At 66.7% G+C, this 17,550-nt stretch carries 21 protein-coding genes; 10 read left to right on the forward strand and 11 right to left on the reverse strand.

Features of this window, described 5'->3' with window-relative positions; all coding sequences use genetic code 11:
- Window position 1 precedes the first annotated feature (1 nt).
- Window positions 2-1,366, forward strand: a complete 1,365-nt coding sequence (locus AX735_RS03550; protein WP_066275652.1) for an efflux transporter outer membrane subunit — start codon at window positions 2-4, stop codon at window positions 1,364-1,366.
- A gap of 151 nt (window positions 1,367-1,517) precedes the next feature.
- Window positions 1,518-2,495 (forward strand): quinone oxidoreductase family protein, encoded by a 978-nt coding sequence (locus AX735_RS03555; RefSeq protein ID WP_066275654.1) that lies wholly within the window; start codon window positions 1,518-1,520, stop codon window positions 2,493-2,495.
- 48 nt (window positions 2,496-2,543) lie between these two features.
- Here AX735_RS03555 and AX735_RS03560 read toward each other — a convergent pair whose 3' ends face one another.
- From AX735_RS03560 to AX735_RS03570, 3 genes are all read right to left on the reverse strand, one after another.
- Window positions 2,544-2,939 carry a VOC family protein gene (locus tag AX735_RS03560; protein WP_137775585.1) on the reverse strand — a complete coding sequence of 132 codons (396 nt, stop codon included), beginning with the start codon at window positions 2,937-2,939 and terminating at the stop codon, window positions 2,544-2,546.
- Window positions 2,939-3,361 (reverse strand): hypothetical protein, encoded by a 423-nt coding sequence (locus AX735_RS03565; protein ID WP_066275659.1) that lies wholly within the window; start codon window positions 3,359-3,361, stop codon window positions 2,939-2,941. Before AX735_RS03565 ends, AX735_RS03560 begins: the two co-directional genes overlap by 1 nt.
- Window positions 3,362-3,453: 92 nt before the next feature.
- On the reverse strand, window positions 3,454-4,005 hold the full coding sequence (locus AX735_RS03570) for a TetR family transcriptional regulator (RefSeq protein WP_066275662.1): 552 nt from the start codon (window positions 4,003-4,005) through the stop codon (window positions 3,454-3,456).
- Window positions 4,006-4,187: 182 nt separating this feature from the next.
- Here AX735_RS03570 and AX735_RS03575 point away from each other — a divergent pair, with 182 nt between their 5' ends.
- Entirely contained in the window at window positions 4,188-4,973 is a 786-nt protein-coding gene (locus tag AX735_RS03575; RefSeq protein WP_082750903.1) for an alpha/beta fold hydrolase, read from the forward strand.
- 53 nt (window positions 4,974-5,026) lie between these two features.
- On the opposite strand, the gene AX735_RS03580 is transcribed toward AX735_RS03575, so the two are convergent.
- Window positions 5,027-5,932, reverse strand: a complete 906-nt coding sequence (locus tag AX735_RS03580; RefSeq protein WP_066275667.1) for a LysR family transcriptional regulator — start codon at window positions 5,930-5,932, stop codon at window positions 5,027-5,029.
- Between the two features lie 191 nt (window positions 5,933-6,123).
- Between AX735_RS03580 and AX735_RS03585 the strand changes: the two genes are divergently transcribed.
- Complete coding sequence (locus tag AX735_RS03585) at window positions 6,124-6,993, forward strand: LysR family transcriptional regulator (protein ID WP_066275672.1); 870 nt, start codon at window positions 6,124-6,126, stop codon at window positions 6,991-6,993.
- Between the two features lie 6 nt (window positions 6,994-6,999).
- Here the strand turns inward: AX735_RS03585 and AX735_RS03590 are convergent, their stop codons facing one another.
- The 5 genes from AX735_RS03590 to AX735_RS03610 form a co-directional block, all read right to left on the reverse strand.
- On the reverse strand, window positions 7,000-7,650 hold the full coding sequence (locus AX735_RS03590) for a peroxiredoxin-like family protein (protein WP_171007755.1): 651 nt from the start codon (window positions 7,648-7,650) through the stop codon (window positions 7,000-7,002).
- 88 nt (window positions 7,651-7,738) lie between these two features.
- On the reverse strand, window positions 7,739-8,491 hold the full coding sequence (locus AX735_RS03595) for an HvfC/BufC N-terminal domain-containing protein (RefSeq protein ID WP_066275681.1): 753 nt from the start codon (window positions 8,489-8,491) through the stop codon (window positions 7,739-7,741).
- Window positions 8,488-9,333: an MNIO family bufferin maturase gene (bufB, locus tag AX735_RS03600; RefSeq protein ID WP_066275684.1), complete on the reverse strand. Its 846-nt coding sequence runs from the start codon at window positions 9,331-9,333 to the stop codon at window positions 8,488-8,490. Before bufB ends, AX735_RS03595 begins: the two co-directional genes overlap by 4 nt.
- Window positions 9,334-9,438: 105 nt before the next feature.
- Complete coding sequence (gene bufA2, locus AX735_RS03605; protein ID WP_060980069.1) at window positions 9,439-9,708, reverse strand: BufA2 family periplasmic bufferin-type metallophore; 270 nt, start codon at window positions 9,706-9,708, stop codon at window positions 9,439-9,441.
- 90 nt (window positions 9,709-9,798) lie between these two features.
- On the reverse strand, window positions 9,799-10,440 hold the full coding sequence (locus AX735_RS03610; protein ID WP_066275686.1) for a DUF1109 domain-containing protein: 642 nt from the start codon (window positions 10,438-10,440) through the stop codon (window positions 9,799-9,801).
- 286 nt (window positions 10,441-10,726) lie between these two features.
- Between AX735_RS03610 and AX735_RS03615 the strand changes: the two genes are divergently transcribed.
- Complete coding sequence (locus AX735_RS03615; RefSeq protein WP_066275688.1) at window positions 10,727-11,650, forward strand: MBL fold metallo-hydrolase; 924 nt, start codon at window positions 10,727-10,729, stop codon at window positions 11,648-11,650.
- Between the two features lie 21 nt (window positions 11,651-11,671).
- On the opposite strand, the gene AX735_RS03620 is transcribed toward AX735_RS03615, so the two are convergent.
- Entirely contained in the window at window positions 11,672-12,247 is a 576-nt protein-coding gene (locus AX735_RS03620) for a sigma-70 family RNA polymerase sigma factor (RefSeq protein WP_066275697.1), read from the reverse strand.
- A gap of 144 nt (window positions 12,248-12,391) precedes the next feature.
- The gene (locus AX735_RS03625; RefSeq protein ID WP_066275702.1) at window positions 12,392-13,033 is read right to left on the reverse strand and encodes a peroxiredoxin-like family protein; all 642 of its coding nucleotides are present in this window, start codon (window positions 13,031-13,033) and stop codon (window positions 12,392-12,394) included.
- Window positions 13,034-13,196: 163 nt separating this feature from the next.
- On the opposite strand from AX735_RS03625, the gene AX735_RS03630 reads away from it, so the two are divergent.
- The 5 genes from AX735_RS03630 to AX735_RS26635 all read left to right on the forward strand — a co-directional run.
- On the forward strand, window positions 13,197-14,054 hold the full coding sequence (locus AX735_RS03630) for a helix-turn-helix domain-containing protein (RefSeq protein WP_066275707.1): 858 nt from the start codon (window positions 13,197-13,199) through the stop codon (window positions 14,052-14,054).
- Window positions 14,051-14,503 (forward strand): VOC family protein, encoded by a 453-nt coding sequence (locus tag AX735_RS03635; RefSeq protein ID WP_137775584.1) that lies wholly within the window; start codon window positions 14,051-14,053, stop codon window positions 14,501-14,503. The genes AX735_RS03630 and AX735_RS03635 overlap by 4 nt, the downstream gene beginning before the upstream one ends.
- A gap of 100 nt (window positions 14,504-14,603) precedes the next feature.
- Window positions 14,604-15,110 (forward strand): (2Fe-2S)-binding protein, encoded by a 507-nt coding sequence (locus AX735_RS03640; protein ID WP_231750005.1) that lies wholly within the window; start codon window positions 14,604-14,606, stop codon window positions 15,108-15,110.
- Window positions 15,107-17,374, forward strand: coding sequence for a molybdopterin cofactor-binding domain-containing protein (locus AX735_RS03645; protein WP_066275720.1), 2,268 nt, complete (start codon window positions 15,107-15,109; stop codon window positions 17,372-17,374). Before AX735_RS03640 ends, AX735_RS03645 begins: the two co-directional genes overlap by 4 nt.
- Window positions 17,375-17,388: 14 nt before the next feature.
- On the forward strand, window positions 17,389-17,550 hold a 162-nt coding region (locus AX735_RS26635; RefSeq protein WP_156447403.1), incomplete at its 3' end, for an NTP transferase domain-containing protein.

Here is a 17,550-nt window from a genome sequence, read left to right on the forward strand (position 1 = left end):
GATGCGCAGCCCTCTCATCGCCGCGCTTACTGGTGCGCTGCTGCTCTCCGCCTGCGCCCCCGCGCTGCAAGACGCGCCGCAGGGTGCGTCGGTCGTCGCGCCGGTCGCCTGGCGCACCGATCTTGGCGTCTCCGCTCCGGTCGAGGCGCAATGGTGGCAGGCCTTTGGCGATCCGCAGCTGTCCGCGCTGGTCGAAAAGGCCCGCGCCAACAATCCTGATGTCCAGATCGCCGCAGCGCGGGTCGAGGAAGCCCGCGCCACCGAGCGCGGCTCGCGCGGGCTGCTGCTCCCCTCGCTGGGCCTGGGCGTGGATGGTGCGGCGCGGCGCGAAGTCTCGCCCTTCGGGCAGGGATTGAACTCGGTCGCCGCGCAACCGGCGTTCCGGGCGAGCTACGAGCTCGATCTTTTCGGGAAGAATGCCGCGAGGGTCGATGCGGCGCGTGCCAATGTCGCTGCGAGCGAGGCCAGCGAGGAGGCGGCACGGCTTTCGGTCGCCGCAGCCACCGCAACGGGATACATCACGCTGCTCGCGCTCGATGCGCGCCTGGTGGTGCTCGACGAGACGGTGGCAGCGCGGCAGCAGGCGCTCAAGTTCGCACGCGACCGCGCCGAGGTCGGCTATACCTCGCAGCTCGAACTGCGCCAGGCCGAGGCTGAATATCAGGCTGCGGTCCAGCTGGTGCCGCAGCTCAAGGCGCAGATCGCACGGCAGGAAAATGCGCTCGCGGTGCTGACGGGCGAGCTGCCCGGGGCGATCGCGCGCGGCGGGACGCTCGATGCCCTGCGCCAGCCGGCGGCGCCCGCGACCCTGCCTGCCGAGCTTCTTCGCCGCCGCCCCGATATTGCGGCCGCCGAATATCGCATCGCCGCAGCGGACGCGCAGATGCGGGCCGCGCGTGCGCAGTTCATGCCCTCGATCAATCTGGGCGCGAGCGCAGGCCTCGCGATTTCGGACCTGCTCGCCGACCCGATCAGCCTGTGGTCGCTCGGCGGCAGCATCCTCGCGCCGATCTTCCAGGGCGGCCGGCTCGCCGCGCAGCTCGACGGCGCGACCGCGCAGCGCGATCAGGCCGCCTGGGCCTATCGCTCGGCGGCGCTCAACGCGTTTCGCGAGGTCGAGGATCGGATGGCGGTGCTCGCCAATTTGACCGAACAGGAAACGTCCCTGCGCGCCCAGCGGGTCGCCGTGGCAGATGCGCTGCGCCACGCTTCCAACCGATACCGGGCCGGCTATACCGCCTATATCGAGCAGGTGGATGCGCAGCGCGCGCTGCTGGGAGTCGATCTGTCGCTGATCCAGACCAAGGCTGACGAACTGACGACACTGGTCGGCCTGTATCAGGCAGTAGGGGGCGCACCGGGCTGACCATTTCGCATCCATCTTCCCCTGTCCCAGAGCTTGAAGCCGATGACAGGAGCATGGGCATGGCGTAGGGCAGGGGCGAGCCTCTTGCGAAGGCAAGGGCGATCGGTCAACGCTGGACGTCAGACAGCGACAAATGGGATGGAGCAGAACGATGCAGGCACGCCAGGCGATAATCCGGTCCAATGGTGGCCCCGAGGTGATCGAGTGGCAGACGGTCGAGCTTTCCGCTCCAGGACCCGGCGAGGTGACGCTGCGCCAGACCGCGGTCGGGCTCAATTATATCGATACCTATCACCGGCGCGGGATCTACCCCGTCGATCTTCCTGGCGGCCTGGGCCTTGAAGCTGCCGGCATCGTCGAGGCGGTCGGCGAGGGGGTCGAGGGGCTGAGCGTCGGTGATCGCGTGGCGACCTTCGGTCCGGCGCGCGGGGCCTATGCCGATATCCGCAACCTCCCCGCCGCCAGCCTGTTCAGGTTGCCCGAGGATATCTCGGACGATGTCGCCGCCGCCGCGCTTCTCAAGGGGTGCACCACCGAATTCCTGGTCGAACGCTGCGCGCGGGTCGAGCCGGGCCAGGCGGTGCTGGTCCATGCCGCGGCGGGCGGGGTCGGGCTGCTGCTGGTGCAATGGCTGAAGGCCGTCGGCGCGACCGTGATCGGTACCGTCAGCAGCGATGAAAAGGCAGCACTCGCGCGCGGGGCAGGCGCCGACCATATCGTCATCTATACTCGCGAGGATACGGCGCGCCGCGTGCGCGAGCTGACCGGCGGTGCGGGCGTGCGCGTGGTCTTTGACGGCGTGGGGCTAGATACCTGGGAAGCCTCGCTGGACAGCACGGGACGGCGCGGACTGATCGTTTCCTACGGCAATGCAAGTGCGCCGGTGACCGGCGTCAATCTCGGCATTCTGGCTGCCAAGGGATCGCTCTACAGCACCCGGCCGACGCTGTTCGATTATTATGCCGATCCGGCCGAGCGCGAGGCGGGTGCGGCGCGGCTGTGGCAGATGATCCGTGTAGGCAAGGTCAAGGTGACCATCGGTCAGACCTATCCGCTCGATCAGGCCGAACAGGCGCATCGCGACCTGGAAAACCGCGCGACCACTGGCTCGACGCTGCTGCTCCCGTAAATTGCCGGTCGGGCACCGTTGGATGGGCCACTGCCGGAAGCGGCAGGCTCAATCCACCGGCGGAACGCCTTCGGGATACCACGAAACCTCGACGCGCAGACCGTCAGGATCGGGCATGAACAGCGCGACGATGCCGTCGCCGAACCGCTGCAACCGTGCCTCGTGGCCCAGATTGGTCATGTGCGCGGCCAGGGCTTCGACGAAACCGGGATCGGGCGCGGTGAAGCCCAGATGGTTGAGTCCCGCTCCATAGCGTTCATAGGGGCGCGTTTCCGCCTTGGCCGTGCGAAACTGCAGGTACAAGCCATTGGCATTGTGCCAGATGCCGGGCTTGGCGCGCTCGAAACCGAGCCACGGCAGCACCGCGCCATACCAGGCCGCGCTTGCTTCGGCATCGCGGCTCAAGATGGTCAGGTGGTCAAGCGGCAGCGGGGACATCGACATCATGCTTCCTTAGCGGGCAACCAGAGCGGGCCGACCAGGATCAGCAGTACGGCCACGTTGAAGAGCGCGTTGATCGGCTGGCCCGACGCAATCGAGCCTGTGCTGTCGAGCAGGAACCAGCCGAGCAGTCCCGCCAGCACCGCCTGGCGGACCGGCTCCGGAGCGTGCCGGTGGACGCGCGTGGCGAGGAACCAGATCATCACGCCCCAGCCGAGGAGAAATCCGCCGGTGAGCGCGGAGAGAAAGCGCGTGGTCGGCGCGGCAAAATCCTGCGCGCCGTCGATTGGCCAGGCGAGAATGTCGAGCGACCAGCGCGCTGGCGCCGCGATGCTCTCCATCGTACCGGTCGCGAAGATCGGGCCGAATATGGCCACGGCGAGGGCGGTGAATTTCAACCAGCGGCGGTGCTGGGTCTCGGTCATGAACAAATGCTCTCGAATGCCTGTCAACGGATCTTGTAATAGTTGCTACATCGAATTCGATGCGGAGGGAAGGCGGGTTACACCGCCGTGCATCATGGTAGCAGAATATCGGTCAGCGCCTGTTCGACGGCGTCGGCTTCGGCCTCGCCGCTGGTCATGTCGAAAATCGCGATGCCATCGATCAGGGCGAGCAGGAATGCGGCGCGCTGGCGTCTGGCCGGACCCGGGGGACCTTCCAACCTGGCCTCTATCCAGGCCATCAGCTGATGCAGGATCGCCGTGGCGATGGCGGGGAACGGCTGCTCCTGCCGTGCTGCTGCCGCTACCATGTCCAGCCACAATCGCATGGTCGGGCGCATGGCGGGCGTGCGCACCAGCGCACTCGCCTGTTGCAGCAGCACATGCGGCGGTAGCCGCTCGGGCGGCAGCGCCTGGTCTAGCGCGCTCGAAAACTGCTCGGCGACTCGCCCAAGCACCAGGGTCATGATTTCTGCCTTGTCGGCGAAATAATAGAGCAGCATCCGGTCGCTGGTGCCGCACGCAGCCGCCAGCTGCCTGAGGCTGGTTTGCGCCAGGCCGGCTGTCAGCAGATGATCCGCCAGCATCTGGATCACTTTCTCGCGCTGGTCCTGACGATTGGCCATGGCGATCCTTGTAATGACTGCTACAATCCCGTAAACTTATGGGATTGCGGCCGATGACGTGCCGCTGACCGCTATCGTGACGATTTGGAGGGCGATATGCAAATGCGCCGTGCTGCCGAAGACGTGATCGGTGTCATCCGGCCCAAGGCTCCCGGCCTCTCGCTGCAAAGGGCGCGTTGAACATGCGGGCGTCAGGCACGACCAACGGAATCGCCTGGATTGCTGCGGGGCGGATGCGAGCCGACAGGCCCAGCCTGTTGTTCATCCACGGGGCGGGCGGCAACAGCGCAGGCTGGTGGCAGCAGTTCGATCATTTTGCGCCGCACCGTCATGTGGTTGCGATCGATTTGCCGGGCTTCGGCCGATCCGATCTGCCATCGCCCGACAGCGATCCGGTCGCGGCGATGGTACAAGGCGCCGCCGGCGTGTGCGAAGCGCTCGGGCTTACGCGCATAGATCTGGTGTGCCAGTCGCTCGGCGGCTGGGCCGGCCTGCGCCTGGCCCTGTCGCGGCCCGATCTGGTGAACGCGCTGGTGTTGTGCTGCACCCTGGCGGGGATTGCCCATCCGCCCGGGCTTGCGGCCTTTCGCGAGGCGACAGCGCACATGGACGAACGGGGCCCAGCGGCGCTGGGATTGCAGCCGCAGTTCGAAATCGACCAACCGGCCAAGGCCTTGCTCTATCGTCATATCGCGGCGGCCAATGCGCCGCTGGATCCGGCCTGGGGGCAGCGCCTGTTCGCGCCCGAGGTGCTGATCGCGCCTGGCCGGCTTGCCGAATTCGCTGCGCCGGCAACGCTGATCATGGGTGCCTGCGATCCGATCTGGCCACCCGACAGCCTCACCGGCATGCTGGCAACGGCGGGGGCGCGTGAAGTCGTCATGCCCGGGGCGGGACATTCGCCCTATTTCGAGCAGCCGGGTGCCTTCAATGCCGTGCTGGCGGACGCGCTGGGTGTTCCGGCATGAAGGCCGGTGTTCGCCTGGTCCCGGGCGGGCCGGGCGATGCCTCAGGCCGCAGGCTAGGCTGGAGAATCGGGGGCAAGCAAGGGGTCCGCTGCAAAGGCGCGGCTCAGGAAATCGATCAGGCTGCGCGTGCGCGCCGGGACATAGCGGCCCGGGGGCAACACGATATGGATCGGCATGCGCACGGGTTCATGCTCGATCAGGATATGTTCGAGTTGCCCCGCCGCAATCGCATCCTCGAACAGCCAGCGCGCATTCACCGCGACACCCAGTCCGGCGACAGCGGCAGCGCGCACGAGATGCGGGCTGTCGGCGCGGAAGCTGCCATGGATCTCGACCGACGACCCATCCTCGAACGCCCAGCGCGATCCGGTGCCCAGCAGCGAGTAGACGATGCACTGGTGCTGCGCGAGATCGGCCGGGCATTGCGGGCGGCCGGCCCGCGCGAGATAGCCGGGCGCGGCGACCGCGATGCGCCGCGCCACGCCGATCCTGCGGGCGATGAGACGACTATCGGCGAGCTGGCCGACGCGCACCGCCAGGTCGAGATTGTCCGCAACCAGATTGAGCGCATGGTCCGAGGCGGTGAAATCGATCTCGATCCTGGGATTTTCCGCCATGAACCGCGTCAGCATCGCGATAAGGCGGCTCTCGGCCAGCGTCAGCGGCGCGGTCACGCGGACGATGCCCTCTGCTTCCCCCTCGAGCCCGACCGATGCTTCGGCCGCTTCGATCGTATCCAGCGCGCTCATCGCCTTTTCGTAAAAGCGCGCGCCATCGGTGGTCAGCGTCAGCGATCGCGTGGTCCGGTTGAACAGCCGTGTCTTGAGATGCGCCTCGAGCGCGGCGACGTGTTTCGACAGGGTCGACTGGCTGCTGCCTATCCGCGCCGCAGCGGTGGAAAAGCTGCCTGCATCGGTCACGGCGGCGAAGCTTTTCATCCAGATTGCGATATCGGCCATCGGGTCTCGCCATGCAGAAAGCGCGGATAAGGGCTTGAGGGCAAATTAATTCGATTACGGACTAAATGATAGTCAGATCGTCACAATTGACGCCTGTTTATCGTTAGATCACTGTGCCACTTGCTGCGAAAGTCAGGGGTTGTCCGGCGGAAAACGGGGATTTTCTGGCTGTACCGCCCGGAGCGCCTTTGATGGAAATGCATCAGGTCCGATATTTTCTGGCGGCGGCGCGGACGCTCAATTTCACGCGCGCGGCGGAGGAGTGCAATGTCACTCAGCCTTCGCTCACGCGTGCCATCCAGAAGCTGGAAGAGGAATTCGGCGGGCAGCTGTTCCGGCGCGAACGGTCGCTGACGCATCTGACCGAACTGGGGCGGCAGATGGTGCCGCATCTGCAGCGCACCTATGACGCGGCGCAGGCGGCCAAGCTGCTCGCGCGGGGCATCGGCAGGCAGGTACATGCCCCGGTGACGCTCGGGGTGTCCGGGGCGGTTTCCGAACAGCTGGGCAAGGCGCTGGCACAGGTGATGGAGGGGCTGCCCGGCTTTCAGCTGTCGCTGCTCAAGGCGGATGCCGCCAGCCTGTTGCAGAGCCTGTTGAAGGGCGAGGTCGATGCTGCCGTGTTGCCCGAGCCCGGCGATCCGCCCGAGCGCCTGGACACCATCGTGCTGTCCCGCCAGGAGCTCACCGCTGTTGCCCCGATCGATTGCCCGGTGGCGCAGCAGCCCGCCGTCGAGCTGCCCGAACTGGCGGCGCTCGCCTGGATCGACGGCGACGCGCATGTCGCGGCTGAGTTTACCGCCTTGTGCGCGGAGGCCGGATTGCGTCCGGAATTCCGCCATAGCGCCAATCTCGAGGGCGATGTGGTGGATCTGGTCGCCAACGGGCTGGGCTGCGCCTGGGTGCCGGCAGGCCTGGCCTTGCCGGATCGGGTCAGGCCGGTCGCAGTCCAGGGCGTTGTCATGACGCGCACGACCGTTTTTGCGACCGTATCTGGCCGCAAGCGATCGGTGGCGACCGATGCGCTGGTGCGGGCGATCCGCGCCCGGGCCTGGGGCTGAGCGCGCTTACCCGCCCGACCGGCTCAGGGCCTCGACGACCGCAATCACGGCATTGGGGTCGGCGCGCCGACGGAAATCGGGATCGATATTGGCGAAGCGAACGATGCCGCTGCGATCGATGACATAGGTCGCGGTGATCGGCAGCAGCTGGCCGGAATTGCCATAGATCGCGCCGAGATCGAGTCCGGCATCGGCATAGCGCCGGTTCAGATCCGCCCCGATCGGAAATGCCAGCCCCAGCAGCAGGGCGAGGCCGTGATCGACATCGCACAACATTGTCGCTCCGGGCGCGATCTCCCGCCGGAACTCCTCTGCCCGGCCGCCGGTCTCGGCGCTGATCGCTACGAACCTGCCCCCTGCGGCCTCGAGTCGGGGCATCGCGTCGTGCCAGGTGCTGAGCTCGCGCGCGCAGAACGGGCACCAGCGCCCTCTCAGGAAGCTGAGCACCAGGGGCCCCCGATCGAGTAGCTGGGGCAGCGTGACATGATGCCCGTGGGAATCGGGCAGCGCGAAATCGGCGAAGCGATCGCCGATGCGGGGGGCCCGCGAACCGGCGCCCGACTGGCACAGCCGCGCGACAAGATCATTGGTCGGCTGTTCCCATGGGTCATGCGCGGCAGGGCAGGGATCGCGGTCGGGCTGAGGGGTGAGGGTCATCCGCGGGATCATGCACCCTGTCGCCGCGTTTGCAAATGGTGGCAGCGTGCATGGGTTTCATGCCCTGCGGTCATGGCAAGCGCGCTGGTCACGTCAGCGCGACGAGTACTGCCTCGGAAATCCAGCGTTGCAGCATCGCACCTGCCTGCGCCGCTGCCGCTTCGCTTCCTGCGGAGCTCTTGGCGAGCATGGCACAGATCGCGCCGAAGCTCTCGCCCCGCATCGCCAGCCCCAGCGCATCGAGCTCGACAAATTCGATCGTCTGAAAGCGCGGCACCAGGCCCTGCCGCCAGACGGTCAGCACCGCTTCGCTCGGCAGCCGATCGGCCGGTGGCGGGTCGGCCTCGCCATCGTCGAGCGCTTGCCAGATCAGCGCGACATTGGTGACGATCGGGCGGCTTGCCAGCGTGGGGTTGATCACAAGCCGCGCGCGGTCCCAATCGACCTCGGCCAGCCCGGCAAGGTCCAGTTCCGGGCTGTCGGGGCCGTTGAAGGCAGCGCGCAGCGTCCAGTCGAGCCAGGCGAGCTCGGCGACTTCGGGATGGTCGGGATAAAGCGCGGAGAGCGTCTCGTCGAAGCCCGCGCCATAATCGGCCAGCGTCCAGCTCGACGGCGGATGAAGCGCGATATGGCGGTCGGCCGCCTGTTCGAAGCGCGCATCGCCCAGCCATGCGTGCGTTCGCTCGAACACGTCGCGCAGCGCGGCGCCCAGCGTCGCGCGATGCGCGAAATGATAGACGCCGAGACCCCGTTGGGCGGCCGGAGCGACGCTCGCGAGCGGGGTCGCCCTGTCGCTGCGCAGGAACGAGCAGAACTCGCTTTGAAGATCGTGCAGGGTCATGCTGCCAGGCTTTCGCCGGGTTTGGCCAGCCGCCGCGCCAGGGCCAGTTCGTCCAGCAGCGTCTCCAGCGGCGGAATATCGTCGTCGCGCTCGATCATCACGGCCACCTTGCCGAGCATGGGCATCGCTTGAGCGTAAAGCGCCCAGACCGGATCAGGAACGGGATGGTCGTGCGTATCGATCAGCAGGCCGTCCTGCCCGGCGCTGTGCCCGGCGAGATGGACCTGGCGTACGCGTTCGAGCGGGATGCCGGCCAGATAGGCGAGCGGATCGAAGCCGTGATTGGTGGCGCTGACATAGATGTTGTTGATGTCGAGCAGCAGATAGCAGCCGGTTCGGCGTGTAAGCTCGGCCAGGAACTCCCATTCTGCCATCGCGTCATCGGCAAAATGGATATAGCTCGACGGGTTCTCGATGAGCAGCGGCCGATCGAGCAGGTCCTGTGCCAGCGCGATATTGCGCGCGGCGGTTTCGAGCGCTTCGCGGGTATAGGGCAGGGGAAGCAGGTCGTGCGAATTGAAGCCATCGACGCCGGTCCAGCACAGGTGATCCGACACCCAGAGCGGCTCGATGCGGTCGGCCAATCGCTTCAGCCGGGCGAGATAATCGGCCCTGAGGCCGTCGGCAGACCCGATCGACATCGAGACGCCATGCATCGCGACGGGATAGTTCTGGCGCACCCGTTCGAGCAGGTGCAGCGGGCGGCCGCCTTCGCCCATGAAATTTTCCGAGATGATCTCGACGAAATCGGCCGGCGCGGTGCCGCTCAGATAGGCGTCGTAATGCTCGGTGCGCATGCCCAGGCCAAAGCCTGCAAATCGGGGAAGCGAGGGCTGGGGCATGGACGGGGCTTTCCGTTAGGCAACTTGGCCTGCAGCGCACGGCTGGGCAGACAATGCCCGGCCTCGCCTTTGCGGAGCCGGGCCTGTCTCAGTCGAGCGGCGCGATTACTTGGGTTCGGTCAGGCTGCCACCCTTGGCGGCGCATTCCTTGGCCGTGGTCGAGATGAACCCGCTGCCCTTGCACGAGTTCTGGCCCTTGCACGAGGTCTTGGCGGTGGCGCAGTCCGATGTGCCCTTGCAAGTGTTGATGCCATAGCAGTGCACCAGGTCCTTGGGCTTGGCCTTTTCGGCGGCATGGGCGCTGATGCTGAGGCCTGTCACGGCCAGCATCGCGGCGGTGGCAGCAAGGCTGATGGTCTTTTGAGCGCTATTCATGATCGTGTCTCCGGGAATGGGTCGTTGCGGTGCCTGTCTGGCACTCTTCCGTTCGCGGAGACGCGCTGATCGGTTACAGTCCCAGCCCGGTCACCATCGCAAAAGTCGCGGAGCGCTCACCGCGCCGAGCAATATCGCCAGCGCGATGCCGAGGCCATACCAGCACAGCACGAAAGCGGCCGATTGTTCGGTGCACGCCAGCGCATAGACCGCGGCGGCGATCGACCCCGAAAGCAGCCCGGCGATCGCGCCGGCCCGCCGCAGATGCACCGGTGCCTGCTGGCGCAGCGACCGGAATATGCCGCCGAGCAGCGGCAGCGAGAGGCCGACTATCCGCCAGGGGCAGGCTTGCCAGCTCTCGCCGAACATCAGTTGTTCTGCGCCCGATTCATGCGCTACGAGCATCTGGCCCAGCGCGACGAACCCCAGCACGGCGGTGATGACCGCCAGCCCGGGCCACAGCGCGACAGGCACGGCAGCCGGTCGCGCGAGTGCCGCCAGGCTGCGCAATGCGATGGCCGCGAGCGCCATCATCGCGCCAGCCTTCAGCAGGAATGCGCAGAGCGTCGAGCCATGATCGATGCCGGGCTGCACGCCCCAGATCGCGAGCACGGCAAGCAGCGCCGCGCTGCCGCCGATCAGCGCGCCCCTGACGATTGTCTCGCTCGGGCTTGCGGGGGTCACCGGAGTCAGGTCGTCGCAAAGCGCCTGGATGAGTGCGGCCTGGTTCATGAGATTATGCTGGGTCCAAAAGGCATCGCTGAAATGCGGATGCGCGCCACGGCAGTTGCCATGCGGTCTGTTTCGCAATTGGGGCCGAAGCGGTTACAATTTTGATGAGCCGATTTGCTGTATTGGTCCGCTAATCGCGTAACCTTGTTCGTGACATCAACGAAAACAGCGGCATGGCCCGTTGGCAAGTTACGGACCATCATGCGGCAGCTTCGGCCACACCGTTCCCCCCGAAACCCCGATGGCCAGGCTGCCGCATGCGTGTTCTTGCCCAGGGGATAGTCGGATGAAGCGATCTGGTTACTGGCAATTCGCGCTCCTGGGCGTAGCCTGGCTGCTGGCCGTGCCGCCCGCCAAGGCTGCGTGCAACAGCCCGGTCGCCATGCAGATCCTCGGGTCTGGCGGCCCGATTGCCGAAGGCTCGCGCGCCGGATCGTCCGCGCTGCTCTGGCTCGATGGCAAGGCGGTGCTGCTGATCGATGCGGGCAGCGGCGCCTTTGTGCGCTATGGAGAGGCAGGGGCGCGCTTCGAGGACCATCTAGCCATTGCGATCACGCATTTTCATGCCGATCATGCCGCCGATCTCGACGCGATCCTCAACAGCGGGGGCTTTTCCGACCGGACGGCCGATCTGCCGGTCATCGGTCCGGTGGGCAGCGACTATTTTCCGGGCATGCGCGATCACTTGCGCGCGCTGTTCGATCCGCAGGCGGGGGCCTATCGCTATCTGTCGGGCTATCTCGACGGGAGCGAGGGCAAGGTGAGGCTGCTGCCGGTCGAGGCGTCACCCGATGGCGCGACGCTTGTGTTCGAGGATGTAGCGCGGCAGGTGAAGGTCACCGCCGTTCCGGTCGAGCACGGCGTGGTCCCGGCGCTCGCCTATCTGGTCGAGATACGCGGGCGGACCATCGTCTTTGCGGGCGATCAGAATGCGATGAGCCAAGGCTTTGTCGACGCGCTCGCGGGGCGCAGACCCGACATTCTGGTTGCACACAATGTCATTCCCGAAGGCGAGGGACAGCCGCGCGGGCTGCACCGTCCGCCTGGATCAATTGGCGAGATGGCCGCGGCGATCGATCCGAAACTGCTGGTCCTGTCGCACAACATGCAGCGCGCGCTGGTGCGCCAGCAGGAGGGCGAGGCGGCGATCCGTCAGCATTATAAGGGGCCGATGGTGGTCGCGGACGACCTCGCCTGTTTCGCGCTGTGAGCGGATGATCGTCACGACCCGTCACTCTGCAGGCGCGGCGGCATAACCCGCCAGCCTGGCAAGACCGCGATGGATGTTGACCTTGACCAGCGATTCCGACTGGCCGGTCATCGCGGCGGCTTCCTCGATGCTGTAGCCCTTGAGCTTGACCAGGCGGATGACTGCGGTCTGGGCCGGACGCAGGCGGGAGAGTAATTCCTCCAGCACGATCGCGCTGGTGACGCTGAACTCGTGATCGTCGACCTGCGGCTCGACCAGCTCGTCCTCGATCGACACCGTGGGCCTGCGTCCCATGGCGCGCAGCCGGTCGATCCACTTGTAGCGCGCGATCGTCGCCAGCCAGGGACGGAAGGGGCGACCGGGCTCGTAGGTGTGGCGCTTCTGGTGCACCGCGATCAGGCATTCCTGGGCCAGGTCCTCGGCGATGCTCATCGGCAGGCGCCGCATGAAATAGCGCTCGAGCCAGGGCTGGATCTCGCCAAGCAGCCGGTTGTACGCGCCCTTGTGGCCCGCCAGCGCCGCCGCCATCAATCGACCCCATTCGTCCGGAGCGCAAGCGAGGGAGCGTTCGGCAACGGTGAGGCTTTCAGGGGCCATGATCGGTCTCCGGCCCGACGCGGAGGATGCCGCGTTCGGATGACCGTTTATCGCCGGAGGCCTTGTCGCCGTGAACGTATCAGGCGGGTATGGATTCGATACGCGTTGTGCATGAAGCGGCGGAAAGCCGCCACAAACGGCGCATCACAGCTGAGTCAGCGCCACCACCATCGCTGCCGGATCGGCGCGGACGCGGAAGTCTGGATCGACGCATGCCTCTCGCACCAGACCGCGGGAATCGATCAGGAAGGTTGCGGGTATGGGGAGAATGCCGCTGGCCGTGCCATAGACATCGGTAAGGTCGAGCCCGGCGTCGTGGTAGCGCTGCAGCAGATCGGCCCCAGCATGATATGCCAGGCCAAGGTCGAGCGCGGCGCCATGGTCGATATCGCACAGCACGACCGCTTCGCCGCCGAGCATCGCGTGGATGCGGTCCGCGCCACCTGCAATTTCGCCGACCACGACGACCAGCCTGCCGCCCGCCGCCGCCAGTGCCGGCATCTGCTCGCGCCATTGTTCCAGCTCGCCCCGGCAATAGGGGCACCAGCCGCCGCGCACGAAGCTGACGATCATCGGGCGGTTGCCCTGCAGGGCCTGCAGGCTCTGATACTGCCCGTGATGGTCGGGAAGCTGCAGATCGGGAAAGCGTGCGCCTGCGCTCGGCGCGGAGCGGCCCGCCTCGAGTGCAGTCAGCCGGGCGACGAACCGGTCGTAGATTTCGCTCCAGCCGCTATCGCCGTTGGGGCGGCGCTGCAGATCAGCATAAAGTCGGGTGGTCTGTTCCATCGCCAGCCTATGGACCCTGATCGGGCGGAAGAGAAGAGAGAGGGGTGTATCAAGTCGATACGCGCTGCGCATGGCGAAGGATGCGCAGCTGGCACCGCATGGCCTGCCTCCTTGACGCCGCGCGAGCACATGGCAAGCTGTCCGCTTCCCTGGGGTGCAGGCGATGATCGCATATTTCGAACGGCAGCCGGATCGGGCGCTCAGCTGGGCGGTCAAGGCGTTCTGGCATCTGGAGGGGCATTTGCTGGGCGAGGCCGCCGCCATTCCCAAGCCCTATGTCGAACTGGTGATCAGCCTGGGCGACGGCCACGATTGGAGCGCTGGCGAGCGCGCGACGGGCTTTGCGGGCGGATGGATCACGCCGATCCAGACCGGCCCGCGCTTTTCTCGCTCGCTGGGGGTAACGCGGTTCGTTGCTGCGCGCCTGCACCCTGACGCCGCCATCCTGCTATTCGGGCCGCTGCCGCTGGGCGATGGCGCGCCGCCGGTTCTGGCCGAGGATGTGATTGGTCCGGACTTCCGAGCCCTGCGCGACCGGCTTGGCGAGCAGAGCCACCCTGCTGCGCGGATCGATCTGTTGCAGGCCTGGCTGGCCCGGCGCTTGCCGCCGCCGCCTGCCGGGCTGCGCGTCGCGCCTGCCGAACCCTGGCGCGCCGAGCAGCTCAGCCAGCTGCTCGGCTGGACCGACCGCGACATGCGCCGCCATTTCGCCCGGATGATCGGCTGCTCGCCCAAATACTGGCTGCGGTTGCACCGGCTCTCGGCGGTGCTTGGCGATCCCAGCTTCCAGCAGGGCCGCGAAACGCTCGCCGATACCGCTGCTGCCTTCGGCTTTGCCGATCAGGCGCATTTGGCGCGCGAGTTCCGCCTGCTCGCCGGCATGCCGCCCTCGGCCTATCAGAAGCGGCGCGAGGCCGAAGGGCTCGACACCGCGCCGACCATGGCGCCGCGCGCGCCGGTTTTTTCAAGCCAGGCCGGGCGGGCCGTGGCAGACCCCAGCCACCAGGAGGTGATGGCATGATCGTTTCTCGTTTTCCGTTCCGCTTCGTACTCGCGAGTGCGCTCGCCGCTGCCCTGCTTCCTGCCAATGCCGCAGCACAGGAGGCACCCAGGCGTATGCCCGCTCCCATCGTCTATTTCGATATCGCCGGTCCCGCCGATGCCGGACAGGCCGCTTTTTACGAAAAGGTGTTCGGCTGGACCGCCGGCCCGGGCGGCGTCGTCGCGGTGCCGGTGAGCGGCCCCGTGCTCCCCGGAACGCTGCGCACCGACCCCGCGCAGAAGGTGATCTATATCGGCGTGACCGATGTCGCCGCAACGCTGGCAGAGATCGAGGCGCATGGCGGCAAGACCGTCGCGCCGCGATTCGAGGTGCCCGGTGTGGTCGTGCTCGGCCTGTTCACCGACCCTGCCGGAAACGCGATGGGGCTGGTCGAGCTGACCGCAGACGGGAAGACCAGGATCCCCTGATTTTTGCGCTGCCCAGGCCCGATTTTCCGCGCGTTTCGTTTGCCGTTCCCCCGGCCTTGCTGCTATGCAACATCGCAGCAATAATCGGGGGAGCACGCGCGTGGCGATCGACTTCAAGGTGAACGGCAAACCGGTCAGCGTCGAGGCGGAGGCCGATACGCCTCTGCTCTGGGTGCTGCGCGAGGAGCTCGCGCTGACCGGCACCAAATTCGGCTGCGGCATCGCCGCCTGCGGCGCGTGCTCGGTGCATGTCGATGGTGAACTGACGCGCTCGTGCAGCGTGCCGCTCGCCGACATGGCGGGCAAGTCGGTCACCACCATCGAGGGGCTGAAAGGGGCCGATGGCACGCTGCATGCGGTGCAGCAGGCCTGGATCGAGGCGCAGGTGCCGCAATGCGGCTATTGCCAGTCGGGCCAGATCATGGCGGCGGTGGCGCTGATCGAGCGCACCGGCAGCCCGAGCGACGAACAGATCGACGAGGCAATGACCAATATCTGCCGCTGCGGCACCTATCCGCGCATCCGCAAGGCAATCCTCGCCGCGACCGGCAAGGCTGCCGCTGCCACGAGCGCGCCTGCGACTGCACCGGCGATGGGAGAGGCATGATGGCGGACAATCCCAATCCCGATATGGACGTGATGGAGCCGGCAGCACCGGTGAAGAAGAAGCGCGGCATCGTGCGCCGCGCGTTTCTGGTCGGCGGCGCGCTGCTGGTCGGCGGCGGCGTGTTTGGCGTATACTGGTCGGATCGTTCGGCCAATGCCCGCGCCAAGGCGCTGACCGAGACGGGCAACGACTACAATTTCCTCAGCTGGATGAAGATCGCCGAGGACGACACGGTCACCGTCTACTCGCCGCATATCGATTTCGGCCAGGGCACGCACACCGCGATGGGGCAGATGCTCGCCGACGAGCTCGATGCCGACTGGTCCATGGTGAAGGTCGAGCAGGCCCCGGCGGACCTGTCCTTTGCCAATGCCGCGCTGGGCCGCGGTTTCCTGCTCAGCGATTCGTCGATGCCGGGCGTGATCAACGCGCTGCCCAATGCGGTCATGGCGATGCTCGCGCGCTCGATGCCGCTGCAGATCACCGGCGGCTCGTCGGCGGTGCGCTTTACGGGACAGGTCGGCATGCGCGTGGTCGGTGCTTCGGTGCGCCTTGCGCTGATCGAGGAAGCCGCCGACCGGCTCGGCGTTCCGGCGAGCGAGTTGACCACGGCAGACAGCAAGGTCATCCACGCCAAGTCGGGCAAGTCGCTGCGCTATGGCGAACTGGCCGCCGGTGCAGCGGAGCGCTCGCTGACCGGCTCGCCCGAACTCAAGTCGGCCAAGGACTACAAGCTGATCGGCAAGCCCGTTCCGCGCATCGACATTCCCGCCAAGGTGGATGGCAGCGCCAAATACGGTATCGATCTGGTGCTCCCTGACATGCGCGTCGCCACCATTGCTGCAGCGCCGGTGCGCGGTGGCAAGCTGGTTTCGGTCGATGAAAAGCCCGCGCTGGCCGTGGCCGGCGTCGAGAAGGTGATCAAGCTCGAAGACGCCGTTGTCGTCGTCGCCAAGCGCTATTGGCAGGCGCTCAAGGGCCTGCAGGCACTGACCCCCAAATTCTCCGATGGCGGGCATGGCAATCTGACCAGCGAGACGATCCATGCCGCGCAGGTCAAGCTGCGCCAGACCGGTGAGCCCGAGGGCGAGGCGGGCGATGGCGATGTCGACGCAGCGTTCAAGGCGCCGGGGGCGAAGCTCGTCACCGCCGATTACCGCGTGCCCTTCCTGCACCATGCGATGATGGAGCCGTTCGCGCTGACCGGCCATTACAAGAACGGAAAGCTGACGCTCTGGGGCGGCCTGCAGGACCCGCTGACCACACGCGATCGCGCTGCCAAGGCCGCCGGGCTGGGCATCGACGATGTCGCGTTCAACCCGATGATCATGGGTGGCGGCTTCGGTCGGCGCTTCCCCAATGTCACCGAGATCATCGACCAGGTGGCGGTCATCGCCAAGCAGGTGCCCTATCCGGTCAAGCTGGTCTGGAGCCGCGAGGAGGAGGTGCGCCACGGCACCTATCGCCCGCAATCGTCGAGCCAGTTCAAGGCATCGCTGGGCGAGGACGGCAAGATCACGGCATGGCAGGCCGATTATGTCCAGAGCGACACCGCCGAGGGCGAGGTGACATTCATCTACGACATTCCCGCCGTATCGCGCCGCCATTTCAAATATCAGTCGAACCAGAATGATGGGCCCTGGCGCTCGGTCAATTCGACCCAGTTCGGCTTCTACAACGAAAGCTTCATCGACGAGCTGGCGAAGGCGGCGGGCGAGGACCCGTACCAGTTCCGCCGCAAGCACCTGGCCGAAGGATCGCGCCACCGCGCGGTGCTCGACATGGTCGCCAAGCGTTCGGGCTGGGGCACGCCGCTGCCCGAAGGCACTGGGCGCGGCATCGCGATCGTCGAGAGCTTCGGCACCATCGTCGCCGAGGTGGTCGAGGCGACGGTCAAGGAAGATGGCCGTCCCAAGGTGCTCAAGGCCTGGGCGGTGGTCGATTGCGGCACGACGGTGAACCCGCTCAACGCCGAGGCGCAGATTGCGGGCGGGCTGATCATGGGTCTTTCCTCTGCGATCGGAGAAGAGATCACGCTCGACAAGGGCGCGGTGGTGCAGAGCAACTTCAACGATTACGAGCTGATCAGGCTGGCCGATGCGCCGCCGCAGATCGATGTGCATTTCATCGAAAGCGGCGCGAAGATCGGCGGCATCGGCGAGCCCGGGCTGCCGCCCGCGACGCCCGCGCTCGCCAATGCGCTGTTCGCCGCGACCGGCAAGCGCATTCGCACCCTGCCACTGCGCGATCAGGCCAAAGCCTGATCGCCGCGCGCGCGATGGCGCTGTTCGGCTGGTGCGCGGTCATCCTGGCCGCAGGTGCAGGCCGTCGCTTTGGTGGGGCCAAGCTGCTTGCGCCGCTCGATGGCGTGCCGATGATCCGCCGCACTGCCCAGGCAGTGACAGCCGGGGGTTTCGATGAGGTGCGGATTGTGGTCGGC

The organism is Blastomonas sp. CCH1-A6 (assembly GCF_001556365.1).
Lineage (GTDB): Bacteria > Pseudomonadota > Alphaproteobacteria > Sphingomonadales > Sphingomonadaceae > Blastomonas > Blastomonas ursincola.